This window comes from Spirosoma validum, from assembly GCF_014699035.1.
In the GTDB taxonomy this organism is placed as follows: Bacteria; Bacteroidota; Bacteroidia; order Cytophagales; family Spirosomataceae; genus Spirosoma; species Spirosoma validum.
This window is the reverse complement of the sequence record NZ_JACXAA010000002.1, coordinates 613,355-630,290: the sequence shown is the minus strand read 5'-3', so window position 1 is coordinate 630,290 and position 16,936 is coordinate 613,355. Positions and strand designations below refer to the sequence as shown.

The 16,936-nt window shown below is 46.4% G+C and carries 18 protein-coding genes; 11 read left to right on the top strand and 7 right to left on the bottom strand.

Features of this window, described 5'->3' with window-relative positions; all coding sequences use genetic code 11:
- The first annotated feature begins 307 nt into the window (after nt 1-307).
- The 6 genes from IC230_RS07475 (at nt 308) to IC230_RS07450 (ending at nt 4,622) form a co-directional block, all read left to right on the top strand.
- Entirely contained in the window at nt 308-1,075 is a 768-nt protein-coding gene (locus IC230_RS07475) for an alpha/beta fold hydrolase (RefSeq protein WP_191038346.1), read from the top strand.
- A gap of 2 nt (nt 1,076-1,077) precedes the next feature.
- Nucleotides 1,078-1,779 carry an SAM-dependent methyltransferase gene (locus IC230_RS07470; RefSeq protein WP_191038345.1) on the top strand — a complete coding sequence of 234 codons (702 nt, stop codon included), beginning with the start codon at nt 1,078-1,080 and terminating at the stop codon, nt 1,777-1,779.
- 64 nt (nt 1,780-1,843) lie between these two features.
- Nucleotides 1,844-2,482: an MBL fold metallo-hydrolase gene (locus IC230_RS07465; protein WP_191038344.1), complete on the top strand. Its 639-nt coding sequence runs from the start codon at nt 1,844-1,846 to the stop codon at nt 2,480-2,482.
- Nucleotides 2,483-2,510: 28 nt separating this feature from the next.
- On the top strand, nt 2,511-3,197 hold the full coding sequence (gene pssA, locus IC230_RS07460) for a CDP-diacylglycerol--serine O-phosphatidyltransferase (protein WP_191038343.1): 687 nt from the start codon (nt 2,511-2,513) through the stop codon (nt 3,195-3,197).
- 62 nt (nt 3,198-3,259) lie between these two features.
- Nucleotides 3,260-3,511, top strand: coding sequence for a phosphoribosylformylglycinamidine synthase subunit PurS (purS, locus tag IC230_RS07455; protein ID WP_191038342.1), 252 nt, complete (start codon nt 3,260-3,262; stop codon nt 3,509-3,511).
- Nucleotides 3,512-3,614: 103 nt separating this feature from the next.
- Nucleotides 3,615-4,622, top strand: a complete 1,008-nt coding sequence (locus IC230_RS07450; RefSeq protein ID WP_191038341.1) for a 3-oxoacyl-ACP synthase III family protein — start codon at nt 3,615-3,617, stop codon at nt 4,620-4,622.
- 54 nt (nt 4,623-4,676) lie between these two features.
- Here the strand turns inward: IC230_RS07450 and IC230_RS07445 are convergent, their stop codons facing one another.
- A complete protein-coding gene (locus IC230_RS07445; RefSeq protein WP_191038340.1) occupies nt 4,677-5,048 on the bottom strand; it encodes a CoA-binding protein in 372 nt (123 codons plus the stop codon).
- 317 nt (nt 5,049-5,365) lie between these two features.
- Between IC230_RS07445 and IC230_RS07440 the strand changes: the two genes are divergently transcribed.
- Nucleotides 5,366-5,959, top strand: a complete 594-nt coding sequence (locus tag IC230_RS07440; RefSeq protein WP_191038339.1) for an HNH endonuclease — start codon at nt 5,366-5,368, stop codon at nt 5,957-5,959.
- 78 nt (nt 5,960-6,037) lie between these two features.
- Here the strand turns inward: IC230_RS07440 and IC230_RS07435 are convergent, their stop codons facing one another.
- A complete protein-coding gene (locus tag IC230_RS07435) occupies nt 6,038-6,334 on the bottom strand; it encodes a HesB/IscA family protein (protein WP_191038338.1) in 297 nt (98 codons plus the stop codon).
- A 114-nt stretch (nt 6,335-6,448) separates the two neighbouring features.
- On the opposite strand from IC230_RS07435, the gene IC230_RS07430 reads away from it, so the two are divergent.
- Nucleotides 6,449-6,973 carry a DUF7935 family protein gene (locus IC230_RS07430; RefSeq protein WP_191038337.1) on the top strand — a complete coding sequence of 175 codons (525 nt, stop codon included), beginning with the start codon at nt 6,449-6,451 and terminating at the stop codon, nt 6,971-6,973.
- Nucleotides 6,974-7,070: 97 nt separating this feature from the next.
- Here IC230_RS07430 and IC230_RS07425 read toward each other — a convergent pair whose 3' ends face one another.
- The 3 genes from IC230_RS07425 to IC230_RS07415 all read right to left on the bottom strand — a co-directional run bounded on the left by IC230_RS07425 (nt 7,071) and on the right by IC230_RS07415 (nt 9,089).
- Nucleotides 7,071-7,913: a hydroxymethylglutaryl-CoA lyase gene (locus IC230_RS07425; RefSeq protein ID WP_191038336.1), complete on the bottom strand. Its 843-nt coding sequence runs from the start codon at nt 7,911-7,913 to the stop codon at nt 7,071-7,073.
- Nucleotides 7,910-8,260, bottom strand: a complete 351-nt coding sequence (locus IC230_RS07420; protein ID WP_191038335.1) for a transmembrane 220 family protein — start codon at nt 8,258-8,260, stop codon at nt 7,910-7,912. The genes IC230_RS07425 and IC230_RS07420 overlap by 4 nt, the downstream gene beginning before the upstream one ends.
- Before the next feature lie 109 nt (nt 8,261-8,369).
- Nucleotides 8,370-9,089 carry a tetratricopeptide repeat protein gene (locus IC230_RS07415; RefSeq protein ID WP_191038334.1) on the bottom strand — a complete coding sequence of 240 codons (720 nt, stop codon included), beginning with the start codon at nt 9,087-9,089 and terminating at the stop codon, nt 8,370-8,372.
- A 337-nt stretch (nt 9,090-9,426) separates the two neighbouring features.
- On the opposite strand from IC230_RS07415, the gene IC230_RS07410 reads away from it, so the two are divergent.
- The 3 genes from IC230_RS07410 (at nt 9,427) to IC230_RS07400 (ending at nt 12,083) form a co-directional block, all read left to right on the top strand.
- Entirely contained in the window at nt 9,427-10,593 is a 1,167-nt protein-coding gene (locus tag IC230_RS07410; RefSeq protein ID WP_191038333.1) for a galactokinase, read from the top strand.
- A gap of 52 nt (nt 10,594-10,645) precedes the next feature.
- Nucleotides 10,646-11,314: a fructose-6-phosphate aldolase gene (gene fsa, locus IC230_RS07405; RefSeq protein ID WP_191038332.1), complete on the top strand. Its 669-nt coding sequence runs from the start codon at nt 10,646-10,648 to the stop codon at nt 11,312-11,314.
- Between the two features lie 88 nt (nt 11,315-11,402).
- On the top strand, nt 11,403-12,083 hold the full coding sequence (locus IC230_RS07400; RefSeq protein ID WP_191038331.1) for a cell division ATP-binding protein FtsE: 681 nt from the start codon (nt 11,403-11,405) through the stop codon (nt 12,081-12,083).
- Nucleotides 12,084-12,098: 15 nt separating this feature from the next.
- Here IC230_RS07400 and IC230_RS07395 read toward each other — a convergent pair whose 3' ends face one another.
- Both IC230_RS07395 and IC230_RS07390 read right to left on the bottom strand, forming a co-directional pair.
- Entirely contained in the window at nt 12,099-15,374 is a 3,276-nt protein-coding gene (locus tag IC230_RS07395) for a VCBS repeat-containing protein (RefSeq protein ID WP_191038330.1), read from the bottom strand.
- A gap of 39 nt (nt 15,375-15,413) precedes the next feature.
- On the bottom strand, nt 15,414-16,883 hold the full coding sequence (locus IC230_RS07390) for an outer membrane protein assembly factor BamB family protein (protein WP_191038329.1): 1,470 nt from the start codon (nt 16,881-16,883) through the stop codon (nt 15,414-15,416).
- Between the last annotated feature and the right edge of the window lie 53 nt (nt 16,884-16,936).

Sequence of the window (16,936 nt, the reverse complement as noted above, 5' to 3'; positions counted from 1 at the left end):
TATCTAATTGTTAAGTCAGTCAGCATAATATCTCTTAATTTAATAACATGACCGAATCATTTATAAATATTACCCTTACCAGACGTGCCATGTTGATCCATTCCTCCTTAGTTTTGTCTCGTTACAGCGCTGGTCGAAATAAGCTTATTTATCTGCCCTGATATACCTTTTTGATTTGCTCATCCAGGCAGATTATAGCTTTTGACGGCGATGGTGAAAAAGTTATTTATGAAAACCGAAGAGTGACGAATAAGATTAATAGATATAGAGTTCTTTTATTCGTTCGCTTTTTCACTTTTGAAGTTAGATGAAATTGTTCTATCGCCAGACGGGCGAAACAGGCCCGTCTATTGTTATTCTTCACGGCGTTTTTGGCTCGTCGGATAACTGGCTCACTATCAGCAAATCCATTGCCGCCAAAGGGTATCGAGTATTTGCGCTCGACCAACGTAATCATGGCCAATCGCCCCGTGGCGACGAACATGATTACGTTGGTATGGCCAACGATTTACATGAATTTCTTATTGACCATCAACTCGACGATCCAATTCTGGTTGGGCATTCGATGGGCGGCAAGGCAGTCATGCAATATGCGATGCTTTATCCGGGCACGTATCAGAAATTAGTTGTGGTCGATATTGCACCCAAATTTTATCCAGTTCACCACGCCGAGCTTGTTCGTGGGATGAAAGCGATTGACTTGGCGACTATCAAAAGTCGTACGGACGCTGATGCTGCCCTCAGCCGCTTTGAGCCAATCCTGACAGTACGTCAGTTTCTGCTCAAAAACCTTTACCGCAATGAGCAGGGAGAATTTGCCTGGCGGCTAAATCTTCCTGTTATTGAACAGGAATTGCACGGTATTGGCGAAGAGCTGACTAATCCGCGTGTGATAACCGAGCCAACTCTATTCATGCGCGGTAGCGAATCTCCTTACATTCTGGACGAAGACATTCCGACAATAAAACGTATTTTTCCAAATGTCGAGATCGAGACTATTCAGGGAGCGGGTCATTGGGTACAGGCCGAAAAGCCAGCTGAGTTTGTTGATGTGTTGATAAAGTTTCTGTCGTAATCATGCCCACGCTTTATCTTATCCCAACTTTACTTGCCGACGATACTGCTCACCAGGTTCTGCCTTCGTCAATCCGTGAGATTGTTGAAAAAACTGACGCTTATTTCGTGGAGAACGTCCGTTCGGCCCGGCGTTTCATCAGTGGGCTAAAAACAAGCCGAATTATTGATGAGACGACATTCTTTAATTTGGACAAAGACACGTCCCCGACCGATACGCGCCGACAGATTCAGGAACTGACAGAACGTAAACGTAACGCGGGCGTTTTGTCGGAAGCTGGTTGCCCGGGTGTAGCCGACCCAGGTGCAGTCATAGTTGGCATGGCGCATACGCTGGGCTGGAAAGTAGAGCCATTAGTGGGACCATCATCTATTTTACTGGCGCTGATGGCATCGGGTATGAGTGGTCAGTCGTTCGTGTTTCATGGCTATTTGCCCATCGAGCGGCAAGATCGCGCCCGCGCCGTACGTCATCTCGAGAAAGAAGCCCAAGAACGCCAGCAAACGCAGATTTTCATGGAAACGCCCTACCGGAACGACGCCCTTTTTGCCGACGTAGTAGCCAATTGCCAACCCAACACGCGCTTATGTGTGGCTTGTAATTTAACGGCTCCCGACGCCTTTGTCCGCACATTAACCATCCGGGAATGGAAAACACAGGTGCCTGATTTACGTAAAAAACCAACGGTGTTTTTACTTTTGTAAAGGTATCTCGGGTTTTAACCCGCATTTTTGTCAATACTCTACGGGTTTTCTCCCGTGTTACGTTATGATTCAAGCTTTCGAATTTTCGCCCTTGCAGGAAAATACCTACGTCATTGCCGACGACGCTACCAAAGAGGCTGTTATTATTGATCCTGGCTGTTATGAGCAGGTTGAGAAGGAAACTCTGGGACGATTTATCGAAACTAATAAACTCACAGTCAAATACATACTTCTTACTCACGCTCATCTTGACCATGTGTTTGGCGTTGCTTACGTGAAGCGTAAATTCGGCGTGAAAGCTTATCTACACGAGTTAGACATGGTGATCTACAACGACGTACCAACGCGTTGTGCACTTTATGGTTTGCGTGGATACGAACCTTCCGAAATTGACGCTTTTCTGAAAGAAGGCGACAAGTTTACGTTTGGGAATATCACCCTGGATGTCATCTTTGTGCCTGGACACGCACCTGGACACGTAGCGTTTGTGAACCACGCAGATCGATACGTTATTGGGGGTGATGTGTTGTTTCAAGGCAGTGTGGGGCGAACCGATTTCCCATATTGCAATCATGATGACCTGTTGAACAGTATTCGAACAAAACTGTATACACTACCTGACGATTACATCGTTTATCCCGGTCATATGGACCCAACCACTATCGGTCAGGAGAAGCGAACAAATCCATTTGTTAGAATGTAGTAACGGGCTTAGCCCGTTACTACTAACTATGAACTTACTCAAACATTTACCCAATGCCATGACCTGCGGCAATTTGCTGTGTGGGTGCATTGGTATAGTTATGACGTTACGTGGTCATCTCGACACGGCCGCCTGGCTGATTGGTCTGGCAGCTATTCTCGATTTTGGCGATGGGTTTGTGGCTCGTCTGGTGAAAGTTTCAGGTCCATTTGGCAAGGAGTTGGATTCACTGGCCGATGTTGTTACGTTCGGAGTATTGCCCGCTATGATTGTTTTTCAGCTTTGCTGGTTCCAGGGCCTGGGTCCTATTTCCTATGGTGCTTTTCTAATTGCTGTCTTGTCAGCGTTACGTTTAGCCAAATTCAATATTGATACCCGGCAAAGCGACCAGTTCATTGGTGTGCCGACTCCAGCGAATACGTTGCTGATTGCCGCTCTCCCGTTAATGGCGCGCTACCAGCCTCAGTATGATGCGATCTGGAAAAACGATATTGCCCTGGGTATGATCATCGCGTTTGCCTTTCTGATGGTATCTGAGATACCTCTCTTTGCACTCAAATTCAAATCCTTCGGCTGGTCTGAAAACCGGATTAAATTTAGTTTTCTAATCGCTTCCGTTCTGCTCCTGTTATTTTTGCAGTTCGCAGCCATCCCGCTGATTATTTTGCTTTACATTATTCTGTCACTAATTTTTAATGAGCAAACGAGGGCATGAGTGATTTGGCAGGCCGTTACCTACCATTTACTTATTCGCTCATTCGCTCATTCATTAAAACCATGAAATACATCGCTGAAATTAACATCATGACCCGATCGGAAATTCTGGACCCACAGGGCAAAGCCGTCAAATTAGGGCTTCATAATCTCCAGATGGATACGATCGACAACGTTCGTATTGGTAAGCATATCCGGCTCGAAGTGGATGCCGATACCGAAGAGCAAGCCCGCACAACCGTTGATTCGGCTTGCAAACAGTTGCTGGCCAATCTTATCATGGAAGAATATTCATTCGACTTACATACAGCCTAAAAACAGGCGTTTTCTTTTTCGGTATTAATAGCACAGGTAGCTTCTTTTCAAAGGAGTCTACCATAAAAAGTGCTATTTTTACCGACTTTTTTTCTACTATCGAATGAATACGGTTTACTCAAGTATAAAGGGGTTAGGTTTTTACGTACCCGATAATGTGGTTACGAACAATGACTTGACTCAGTACATGGATACGTCTGACGCCTGGATTCAGGAGCGGACTGGTATCAAACAACGGCGCTATTTTACCTACGGCAAAGATACTAATGCCAGCATGGCCACAGCAGCCTCCCGGATGGCGCTTGACCGCGCCAGCTTAAATGCCAGCGATGTTGATCTCATTGTCTACGCTACCATTACGCCTGACTATTACTTTCCAGGCTCCGCTTTTCTGATGCAGCGTGAATTAGGTCTGGAGGGGGTTGGGGTTATTGATATTCGGAATCAGTGTTCAGGTTTTGTGTATGCTCTGTCGATAGCGGATCAGTTTATCAAAACGGGGATGTATAAAACCATTCTGGTAGTAGGCTCAGAGATTCAATCAACGTTTCTAAACAAAAGCAACGAAGGCCGAGGGGTAGCCGTCATTTTTGGTGATGGCGCAGGCGCGGCCGTTTTACAGGCTACAACCGACCCTGAACATCGAGTTTTGTCCACGCACCTCCACGCCGATGGACGCTATGCCGAGGAATTATACGTTCGTGATCCTGGTAGCAGTCGGGATGGACGCTGGCTGAGTGAAACAACACTAGCTGAAGGAAATTACAACGTAACGATGAACGGGAATACGGTTTTTAAGCACGCCGTAGTACGTTTCATGGAAGTGATCAATGAGAGTCTGGAGGCAAACGGTTATAAAGCGGAAGATCTTGCCCTCTTAGTACCGCATCAGGCCAATATCCGTATTTCGGACTACGTCCGGCAGCAGATGAACCTGCCCGAAGAGAAAGTTTTCAATAATATTCAGCACTACGGGAACACAACAGCGGCTTCGATTCCAATTGCTTTAACCGAAGCGTTTGAAGAAGGTCGAATCAAACCTGGCGATTTGGTTTGCCTCGCTGCGTTTGGCAGTGGTTTCACCTGGGCATCAGCACTAATTAAATGGTAAATACTGAATGACGAATGATACATGATCTATTACTTGGGTCATGTAGTTCATCATTTAGTACGTTCCAATCGACAACATTACCAGCGTGCAACCTTCGATCGGCTCGATACCCTCGCTACGTAGCTGACGTTCGAATTCCGGATTTTCGGCACCGGGATTGAAAATTACCCGACGAGGCTTCAGGCCTTTGATATAGTCGTAAAGTCCGTCTTGGTTCCGTGCCCCAACGTACATAGTCACCGTATCCACATCTTGCAGTTCTGGGTGCCCGGTATGAATTGGATGTCCTTCTATTTCGCCTTCTTTTAAGCCAAGCAATTCAATAGCATGGCCGTGCCGGAGCAAGCTGTAGGCAGCTAAATTAGCGTAACGACCCGCCTTTTCTGTCGCTCCAACCACTAACGTTTTTTTCGCAGGAGTTTCCATCTGATTTTGAGCATACACGTCAAGGATGTACACTATACTCTTAACTAATCAGAACCTATAGCGGTTCTAAGACCTGCTCATTTTCCGCAGAAACCTTTCCGTACATGACGTATTCTGACCAGAAGGGTACATGAGGGCAAAAGTTTATTTAGCGGATACTTTCACAATTCGTCCAATTTATTCTACTGATTTTCAGATAAGCATTAAAAATTTGACAACTATTTTAATGCTGTGTTGTTAAGCACTCACTAAAAGGCTCTGCCCTATTCAGTTGTAACGTATTGAAAAACAAGTAAGCCTCAAAATTTGCTTCGGTTATGGACGCCAAGGGGAATCAAAGTTTCTGGAATGAAAAGTGGGCGCCAATTCAGTTTGATGGCATTGAAAACCCGCCCCGCTATGAGGTTTCAAACTACGGACGACTACGTAGTTTCCAGTCGTCATTAGCGGCTCAGCAACGCCCTGAAGCGAATAATGCCCCAAGTAAACTCATTAAAGGATCGACCATTCAGGGGTATCGGTCCTTAAATATTCGTTCGGAAGGAAAAACGCTCAATCGCTACGTTCATAAGTTGGTTGCCGAGCTGTTTGTTAACCACGAACAGCCTGAACAGACGTTCGTGATCCACCTCGATCACGACAAGCAGAACAATTATTACCAAAACCTGCGCTGGGTAACTAAAAATGAGATGATTGAGCATAACCGGCAAAACCCTTATCTCAAAAATCGTACGCTTCCCCGTCAGACGCGTAACTATAAGCTTACCGAAAGCAAGGTCAAGATCATCAAGAAGCTATTGTTGAATGATAAAAACAGGCTGAAGATGATCGCTAAACAGTTTGGTATTACTCATACCCAACTCAACCGAATTCGTTCCGGCGAGAACTGGAAACACGTAACGATTGAGTAAAACATATTCTCAGGAAATCCTGCAATAATTTCTTTTAGCAACAGCGTTGACCACGTCTGACGGATCTTAATCGCTTTCCTACTGGCTTTCATTTTCCTTTTCAATTGTGAATCCGCCCGGTTCATAGCCAATTTCTGTGCCGATCACGTAGAGTAAATGTTTCCGGTCAATAATGACGCGCACGCCTTCTACGTTATATACTTCGTCGGCAGGGCCAGGCAGGTCAAACCCTAACAGCCACGACGATCCGCAACCGCCCCCCCGGATACCTACGCGCAGGCCATATTCACCAGGAATTTTATTGGCCTGCAACGTATCTAGAATCTGGTGACGCGCTTCGGGCCGAACTTTAACAGGATTATCGAGTGTCAGCATGAACGAGTTTATTGTTTGACGAGTATGGAAGGTAACAACTGACATACCACGGTCATCAAACTGAATAACGTTTTTACCATTACCCATTTTTACCGAACAACGTTCCCGTTTTTTATGGATATACTGAGTGACTTCCTGAAGCTAATCGTCCCGGCTGCGTTAGTTTTATATGGTATGTACCTGACTATTAAATTGTTGCTGGAACGCGAGGCAGACCGCCATCAATATGAAGTCAAAAACCGTTATACCGAAGCCGTAGTACCAATTCGTTTGCAAGCCTTCGAACGGATGGTTTTGTTTCTGGAACGTATCAGTCCCAATAACCTACTGTTACGCCTGGGTGGAAGCTCAACGACCGTTCTCGAACTTCAACAGCGGCTCCTGCAGGAAATTCGGGATGAGTACAATCACAACCTATCGCAGCAGGTATACATGAGTCAGGCCACATGGGATCAGATTCAGGCAGCCATGAACGACGTAATGGTACTCATTAACCAGGCATCAGGCGATACCCGTCCCGATGCGCCCGCTCTCGACCTGTCAAAGCGAATTTTTGAGCGGATCATTCAGAAAGACAAACAGCCTACTTCTGATGCGCTCAAAGCCGTGAAAGAAGAAATTCAGGCAATGTTTATGTAAGGTATCGCGGGTCTTCAGCCCGTATAGCCGCAGGCTAACTTGCAACTGATGATCTTTCTTTAGCCTACGGCTACGCGGACTGAAGACCCACGATATCTTAAAACACGCCCGCTGACAGTGTCAACGCTTTTTGAAATGCTTCCTGATTAAGAGATACTGCAATGCCTTCATTAGTTAGCGTTTCGATGATTTCTTCAGTTGGCAGGTTACCTGTAAGCTCGTCAGCCGCCATTGGACAGCCACCAAAACCACGTAGCGCACCGTCTATACGCTTGACACCCGCTCGTATAGCCGCTCGTACTTTATCTGGTGCTTCACCAGGCCGGGCATGCAGATGCGCTCCGAACTCAACCTGTGGGAACGCAGGAATTAACTGACCGAATAAGGCTTCAATAGCCTCGGGAGTTGATGAGCCTACGGTATCAGATGGAGCAATAACCTTGACCCCGATCTCCACTAACTGCGAAGTGAACGCACCAATTAGTTCAGGGCTGTAAGGGTCTCCGTAAGGATTTCCAAAACCCATTGACAGATAAACGACCAGTTCTTTCCCGGTCCGAATACACAAATTCTGAATTTCCTGAACGTCGGCAAATGCCTGCGTAATAGACTTGTTGGTGTTACGTTGCTGAAACGTTTCGGAAACAGACAACGGAAAGCCAACGTATTGAATTTGCGAATACGAAACGGCTTGCTCAGCTCCACGAACGTTGGCTACAATCGCCAGTAGTTTTGTTTTGGTCTTAAACAAATGAAGACCGGCCAGTACATCGGCAGTATCGCGCATTTGCGGAACTGCTTTTGGGGACACGAAACTCCCAAAATCGAGCGTATCGAAGCCAACCTGCAGGAGTGTATTGAGGTAGCGAATTTTAAGATCTGTTGGCACAAAATGCGACAGGCCCTGCATGGCATCCCGAGGACATTCGATTAATTTCATCGGCGTAGTGGTTTGCGCATCAACACAGCTAGCATTACCATTACAGCCGCACAAATGGCTAGTCCACCCGCTTCACGGGCCATTTCAATATTCATGCTACGCATTCCCATTTCACTAAATAGAAACCCTTCAAATACGGAAGGCCATTGGTACCAGGCCGCAATGACATATAAAAGAGCCATTGCCCCGAAAAACCACCACTGCCCCACCCCCGCGAAGGCCATAAAACAGGCTACAGCCGCAAAGCCATAAATAGGTATCCAGACTTCCGGATCAGGATCATTATACTGAAAGGCTGCAAATAGAACGAAGAGCAGACCAAAAATGATGGAAAGGGTTTTACGCATAATCAGTCAACATTCACCAGTCGAGTTGATAAGTCATCTATCAAGTGATTCTAATCTATCAGTTATTATACTCTTGATAAACAAATAACGATCACGCAGAGCTTTTCCGTCAATGGCAATATTCCGTCACGGCGTTGGTGGCGTCAGCATAGCCTAGCTGTTGAGCTTGTTTTAGATTCAGGCAACCCGTTTCTCGTTCATTATGAACTATTTGTGCAATCCCTAATCCGTAGAACGCTTTCCCGAATTTCGGATCTGCATTTACCGACTGCTGAAAATCGGCAATTGCCCCGGCGAGGTCCTTCTGTTGAAAACGCAGATTACCCCGGTTGTATAAAGCCAGGAAATTTTTCGGATCTAACGTAATAGCTTGCGAAAAATCAGTCAAAGCGGGTTGAATCTGTCCCTGTAAAGCAAACAGTTGTCCACGATTCAGGAAAATTTCAGCGCTGACAATACGACCTGTATCCGGCATCAGTCGGATCGCTTCTGAGTAATCTTTCACAGCCCCTGTTAGATCATTTTGCGCTGCTTTCAATAACCCTCGATTGTAATAGGATCGATAGAAATCCGGCTTGAGTTTGATTGCCTGGTCGTAGTCGAGAGTCGCATTGGCATATTCTTTCAGTTCAAAATACGCTACGCCCCGCGAGTTAAACGCTTCCGAATTTGCTTCATCAGCTTCAACGGCCTGATTCAGGGATTGAATAGCTTCCCGAAATTTTCCTTCTTTTAAATACGCCCGTCCCTGCTCAACGTACTTATCCGATGAACTACAGGCCAACAAACAGAGTAAGGCATAACAAATAATATAAGATGAGCGCTTCATGGGCCTTATTGCTAGAATGAGTGAATAGGTTAATAATTGGCACAAATCTTTATTAACCTATTCACTCATTCAAAATTGATTTTAGACAAAGGTACGGGTGAAATTTGGTCGTTTGATGAACAATTGCGTAACTTTGCATCGGCAAATCGGTGCTACCAGCTCCTGCTGAATCCCCCAGGTCTTGACCGAAGCAAGGGTAGGTGGTCGTAGCGGTGAGACATTGGTTTGCCATTTTTTATTTCCGTCTACTCCAGTTTCTATCAAGACGACGGTTAGTTTTGTTTAGCGAGGTGTTTATGTAGTAATAGCATCGAATCGCTAAATTTCTAAACCCAACATGAATCTGCTAAGTCAACTTGCCACGTCGTTTCAAAATGCGTTTCACGCTGACCCTCTGCTAATTTGCTCCCCCGGCCGCGTCAATCTAATTGGTGAACATACCGACTACAACGAAGGGTTTGTTCTTCCGGCTGCTATTGATAAAGCCATTTATTTAGCCGTTGGGCTTCGATCAGACGATGAGCTTCATTTTATTGCTCATGATCTGGGCAAAAAATATCAGGGGTCTCTGGCTAGTTTAGCTCCCACTCATACCTGGGCCGACTATCTATTGGGAGTAATTGCTCAATTTCGACTGGCAGGGCACTCTGTTGGCGGTCTTAATTGTGTTTTTAGCGGCACTATCCCCATGGGAGCAGGTTTATCTTCGTCGGCTGCACTTGAAAATGGAATTGGGTTTGCTCTTAACGAACTCTTCGGGTTAGGCCTCGACCGGCTAACCCTTTTAAAATTGTCGCAACGAGCCGAGAATGAATTTGTTGGCGCGAAAGTTGGTATCATGGACATGTTTGCCAGCATGATGGGCAAAGCCGACCATGTTATCAAACTTGACTGTCGTTCGCTCGAATACACATACGCCCCTTTACGTATGGACGGAATCAGTATTGTTCTGTGCGACTCGCGGGTGAAACACTCCCTCGTAACGTCGGAATACAACACGCGCCGGGCTGAATGCGAAGCCGGGGTACGATTCCTGCAAACATATTATCCGGAAATAAAAAGTCTGCGCGATGTGACGATGGCCATGCTCGACGAGCATTTGCGCAATACAGAACCCTTGATTTATCGACGGTGTGCCTACGTAGTACAGGAAAATCAGCGACTGCTCGATGGGGTAGCGGCCCTAGAGGAAGACGATATAGTTACCTTCGGACAATTGATGTATGGCTCGCATGAAGGCCTTAGTCACTGGTACGAAGTGAGTTGCCCAGAATTAGATGCGCTCGTCGATATTGCCCGCCAGCAACCGGGTGTACTCGGAGCACGCATGATGGGTGGAGGCTTCGGTGGATGTACCATTAACCTGGTGCACGAAGAGTCGCTTGATGCTTTTAGTGAGCAGATTATGAAACAATACAAAGCCCAAACGGGGAAAGATACGTACATTCACGTTTGCAAAATTCAGGATGGAACGCACGTAGTTGATGAGTCAGTAACTGTGTAAACACAACGTACCGGCAATCGAACAAACCACTTAATTAACTTTAGTTTTAACCATGAAATTTTTCATTGATACGGCCAATCTGGCCGACATTCGTGAAGCCCAGGAAATGGGTGTTCTCGACGGTGTTACCACCAATCCTTCGCTGATGGCTAAAGAAGGTATTACGGGAAAAGACAACGTAATGCGTCACTACAAGCAGATCTGCGAAATCGTAGGAAGTGATGTCAGCGCGGAAGTTATATCGATCAAATATGAGGAGATGATCAAGGAAGGCGATGAACTGGCCGAACTTGATGAGAACATTGTTGTGAAGATCCCAATGACCGGCGATGGTGTAAAAGCCATCAAGTATTTTTCCGAAAAAGGTATTCGTACGAACTGCACGTTGATTTTTTCGGCAGGTCAGGCACTGTTAGCCGCTAAAGCGGGCGCTTCGTTTGTGTCGCCTTTTGTTGGCCGGTTAGATGATATTTCGACTGATGGCATGGAACTGATCGAACAGATCGTCACGATTTTTACGAATTACGGGTATACAACCGAAGTTCTGGCCGCATCAGTACGTCACCCGATGCACGTTATTAAATGTGCCGAAATTGGTGCAGATGTAATGACAGCTCCTTTGAGCGTTATCAAGGCGTTGCTGAATCACCCACTCACCGATAGCGGTCTGGCGAAATTTTTAGCCGATCACGAAAAGGCAAATCTGCCGGTGAAAAAGTAAATAAAGTCGTCAGTCGTTAGTCAATAGCCGTAAGTTACTTTTACGCAAGAGACTGACGACTGACAACTGCTGACTGACGACTACTTTTATGCTTCCCCCCGAACCCGTTCTTAGCCTCGACCACGCCGACATTTATCAGGGCAAAAAGTTGGTCTTAGGCAACGTATCGTTTCAAATCAACAAAGGTGATTTCGTCTACGTAATTGGCCGTACGGGCAGTGGTAAGTCATCGATGCTCAAAACGTTATACGCCGATCTGTGGCTTCAGACAGGGAAAGGACACGTAGCTGGTTATGCGTTGAATGCCCTCACCCCGCGGGATATTCCTCAGCTTCGTCGAAAAATCGGGATTGTCTTCCAGGATTTTCAACTGTTTTTTGATCGGTCGGTCGAAGACAATCTGAAATTTGTTTTGAAAGCCACTGGCTGGACGAATAAAGCAGACATGGATCGACGTATTGCCGAAGTACTTACTCAGGTTGGTTTGGATACGGCCCAGCAAAAAATGCCCCACCAGTTGTCAGGTGGCGAGCAGCAGCGCGTCGTGATTGCCCGATCATTGCTTAACCACCCGCAAATAATTATCGCCGACGAACCAACGGGTAACCTCGACCCAGCCGTGGCTGATCAGATCATGAAAGTCTTTCAGGCGATCAATACCGGTGGCACCGCCATTTTTATGGCTACTCATAATTACGAGTTGATACACAAATACCCAGGTCGCGTGTTACGTTGCCAAGATGGTCAGGTAGTCGAATTGAGGGGTTAATTACTACGTGTTGGTTTACTTTGTCTTAGTGTAAACCTGCACTTTCTGGCTGTTGATGCCCGCAATTAGTTGATTATTGATAAACATCAGCGACCTGACATCGCCCCGCAGGTATAGCCCCGATTGATGCTGAGGTACATAGGTGAAATTTCCTTTCCGGTTATTCAGAAAAACCTGTCCATAGTTCGCGTCGATATTTCCCGTCCTGACTCGCCCGCGAGTCTGATTACCTGCCAACACCAAATCCTTAAATCCGTCGCCGTTCAGATCCTGCGAAAGTATAGCGTATACCGGAGCAAACTGAGCCTGAATGGGTAAATCCCGGCGCTCAAAGCGGCCGATGTTATTCACTAAATAAAGCGTAGATAAATCATTAATCGTCGCTTTCTGCGGTGTTTTTCCATTGAATTGCTTCAGTACATCGTCGGCCGTGGCGTCTGAATAAACAGCATAAGACGTGTACGTTTTGCGAAGGGGTGCCAACTGATCCAGTAACTCATCACGACTATAAGCCGGATAATTTTTCCCCTGAATGTAATAGCAAATAATTGGGTCAATGGTACCATTCCCATCAAAATCGTCGGTTAGCATCGTTAGAGGTAATTCAGAAGAGGCTCTAAAGTGACAATTCAGGCCGTAGTTTCCAACGATCAAATCCATATCTCCATCCTGATCAAAATCATCGGCGGCAATACGTTGCCAGAAACCGGTTGTTTGCTCCAGTTCATCGTATATCCGCCTGAAAACGCCATGTTCGTTTTGCAATCGAATAACGGGTGTCCACTCCCCTACTGCTATAATATCATCGAAACCATCTTTGTTGAAATCGACAATGCAGGCATCCGTTAACAGCCCTAAGTCGTTGAAGGCGTCACTTTTTACGAGAACGAACTTCCCCTTATTATTACGATATAATCGACTCGGCTGAAACCGGGGATACTGGTTCGGAACAACAGATCCACACACAAACAAGTCCAGATCACCGTCTTTGTCAAAATCAAGTGTTTTTACAGCATTGCCTGCATAATCGTTTAGATCCAGGCGATTCGCGTCTTTCGTAAAATTTCCTTTACCATCGTTCAGATAAAGTCGATTCTGGAGCAATAGATCGTTTGGCAAGTATTCATAGCCGCCACTTGTTACGTATAAATCCAGATCGCCGTCGGCGTCGGCATCCAGAAAAGCCGCGTCGGTATCCGTACATAGAGCATCCTGTTTGAATGCAGCCTGATTTGTTTTCAGAAAACGGCCGCCTTTCTGCTGGAGAAATAATTCGCCAGCCTGGCCTTTTCCTCCACCAATGTAGAGATCATCTAAGCCATCTTTATTTACATCCCCTTTCGTCATATGCGGACCTGCATACGAATACATATGCGGCAATAACAGTTGCCGGCCAAAGTCATTTTGTGGGAGTTGGGTATGCGTAAAATCCAACGTATTCGTCTGTGTAAACATCGACGTTGCAGTGCCTGGTTTGGGAGCTATTGCCGAAGCTGTCGGTGCATACGTAACGTTTAACCGTTGATTTGATTTAATTCCGCTGAGTTTCTGAACACTTCCGTTTGGCCACACAACAATCAGACTGTCAATTGTTTGATGTTTTCCCAAACCAAAATGCATAGGCACCAGCATACTACTCTGAAATCCGTGCGTTGGCGTATACTGCTGATACTGTTTTAGGTCGCTGCTGTACATGAATACCTTTGTCCCGGTTACGGACTGGGCCGTTTTTTTGGGGTCCAGAATCAAATCAATGAAGTTGTTTTCAGCTTTCTCAACGGCAAGATTCTGATACACAAACGCTTTTTCGTTGATGTTATTCGTTACAAGTTCCAAATCCCCGTCGTTATCCAGATCGGCGTAAACGGCCCCGTTGGAGACCACTGGTGTATCGAAACCCCAGTCGACTTGTTTGTTGGAAAAAGTCAGATTGTGCTCATTCCGAAAGATGTAATTTGGCGTTTTTGTCGATGGCATGTGGCTGATTGTTTCCATCACGCTCTTGTTTTGTTGCTGGCCCTGATCGGCGTAATATTTCACGAAATCGTTGTTCGTATAATCGCGCAGATAACCATTCGTAACAAACAGATCTTTGAATCCATCATTGTCATAATCGGCCAGTAAGGGTGACCAACTCCAATCTGTACTCGATACACCTGCCAATTGCCCGATTTCACTAAATATTGGGTTCCCAGCCGGATCGACACCGTTATTGAGTTGCAGCATATTCCGCATCGTTTCGGGATGGAATCCGTTACGTAGCATGGACAAATACGCTTCATACTTATCTGGCCCGAACAACAGTTTCTGCCGCTTATTATCTTCGGGCAACATATCCATCGTAACAATGTCAGGCAGTAAGTCATTGTTAATGTCCCCAACATCGTTGCCCATTGAAAAATAACTGACATGCCCCGTCGCCTTTTTCACTACGTCAGTAAACGTACCGTTCTTGTTGTTCAGGTATAAGTAATCTTCCTCCAGATAATCGTTGGATACGTAAATATCTGTCCAGCCATCGCCGTTCAGATCGGCAGTATGGATGCCTAGTCCAAAGCCAATGGGATTTCCTTTAATACCCGCCTGAACGCTAACATCAATAAATTTCTTATTTGGCCCGTCATTGCGCATAAGCCGATGCCCGGCCAGTGAATCGCGCATGGCGTGAACGGCGTCGGCGTCGAAACGTTTAAAGTCCTTTACGTTGTGATTGAGCAGATAAACATCCAGATCACCATCCTGATCATAATCAAAGAAAGCGGCCTGAGTTGCGTAAGTGATCAAATCCAGACCATAATCAGCCGCCCGGTCGGTGAACGTCAGGTTTTTGTTATTGATATAGAGCTTGTGATGACGTAACGCCGGTTTGTCTACGTTAGCTGACACCGATAGGTAAATATCCTGCCAGCCATCATTATTGATGTCAACAACCGTTACGCCGGTTTTCCACTCGCCCTGCCAGGTAATTCCAGCCGTTTTCGTTACGTCCTTGAAGGCGAGTTTTCCTTCGTTAATGTAGAGTTTGTCTTCGCCCTGATTGGCTGTAAAATACAGGTCAATTAAGCCATCATTGTTGAAATCTGCAGCCGCTACGCCCCCACCGTTATAGAAATACTCGTAGTTCAGTACGTTATCTTTTTCGGTTTCCTGAATGGCGTTGACAAAGTTGACATGCGTATCGTCGGCCGAAAGTTGTGTGAAGAGGGAGTCAGCGGATTTGTTTTTGCAGCCCACCAGCAGGAAGACAAACCAGGCAAGCGAACAAGTAACGCGGAGATAAGAAAAAGCCATAAAAAGCAAGTAGTCAGCTAAACAAAGATAAACCAAATTTCACGGGCTTCTGAACACACCATCGTAATGACTGCCCATGTAAGCCCCCCACTGATGCCGCCTGGATAGGGGAATGGTTGTGCCGATTTTATTAACGCGCATCCCGTCGAAGGTGTAGGTTTTGCGTGGGTTCGTTCCGTTACAGAAGACAATATCCAGGAAGCCATCCTTATCTAAATCGCCCACCCAAGGTGTCGATGATACGTTATGCCCAGGTAACCCTTCCAGCAGTGGTACAACCATATGCTTATCAAACTGAATAACCATCAGAGTATTAGAAAACGACTTGAATCCCAGCGAGTCAATCAACTGATAATCAACGCTAAGAATTACCTCATCAACGCCATCTTCCGTTACATCAGCCACCACGGGACTACTGGTCTGATAAAAGCCCAGGGAATCTGAGAACTCGATCTGTCCATTTATGCCATTGACCATAGCCTGTTTCGTCCAGGTCAGGTCGGGCCAGGTTCCCTGCGCAAACGACACGAACACATCCGGAACGGGATCCCTATTGAAATAACCAATGGCCATGGACGAATAGGCTTCGGTATACAGCAGTTGAGTAGACCAAAGCGAACGGTGCGTCTTGCCGTCAAAAGCCATGACCCGCCCATCCACACTGTTGACGACTATGTCTTTTATCCCGTCGTTGGTTAGGTCGGCCCAGGCGGGCGGAGCTATGAAGCCTTTGGTAGCGCAAGAGGCCAGTTGTTCGGCACTCGACAAATCGCCTTGCAGCAACATGCCAATCGTGCCCACAAACAAATTACCGCCGATGGTTTCGCCCCCCGTGCCGAAGAGAATCGGCGATCGCTCAGGATGAAGCGAGTCTTTATTGACTACCACCGACATATAAATCTCCTTTCCGTCGGGCATGGTCGCGCTGGCCAGCAGTTTACCAGTTCTGGTACTTATGACAACCAGCCGCCCTGCCCGCCGGTTCGGATTGTGTGGCGGTACGATAATATCGCCCCCATTGGCTAGTAGCAGATCGTCGATACCGTCGTGATCGACATCGTGAATAAACTGCGGGTTGTAAAAATTAAACCATGACTTGCCTGGGTAATTTAGCGTATCAAATTTCCAGATGACGCGCCCGGTAGCACCATCAATCGCCTGTAGTTCGGAAGACCGTCCGTTAATGAACACATCGTCAATCTGGTCTGCGTTGATGTCTTTCAAAGCCGCTGACCCAAAAATCTGATCATTCGCAGACCGATTCCAAAGCAATTTACCCGTTTTACCATCTAATGCGATAATGGCCGAGTCGCAGCGCTGAAATTCAAGTCGCCCAGCCCCCAGTATAATGTCCTGAACCCCGTCGCGGTTCAGATCGGTTACGCGGGGCGAGGAGAAGGTGCCAATGGTGGGTAGCAACGTCGACCAGGAGGTTTGCCCAACCGCTACCTGTGCATAAAACAAACCGAGGAGGAGTAAACTGAAAACGAAAAGGTGACGAGCATTCATTGGAACAGGGTAATAAAGATCATAACAGAACTGACGAGCCCCTTTGCTCTTAA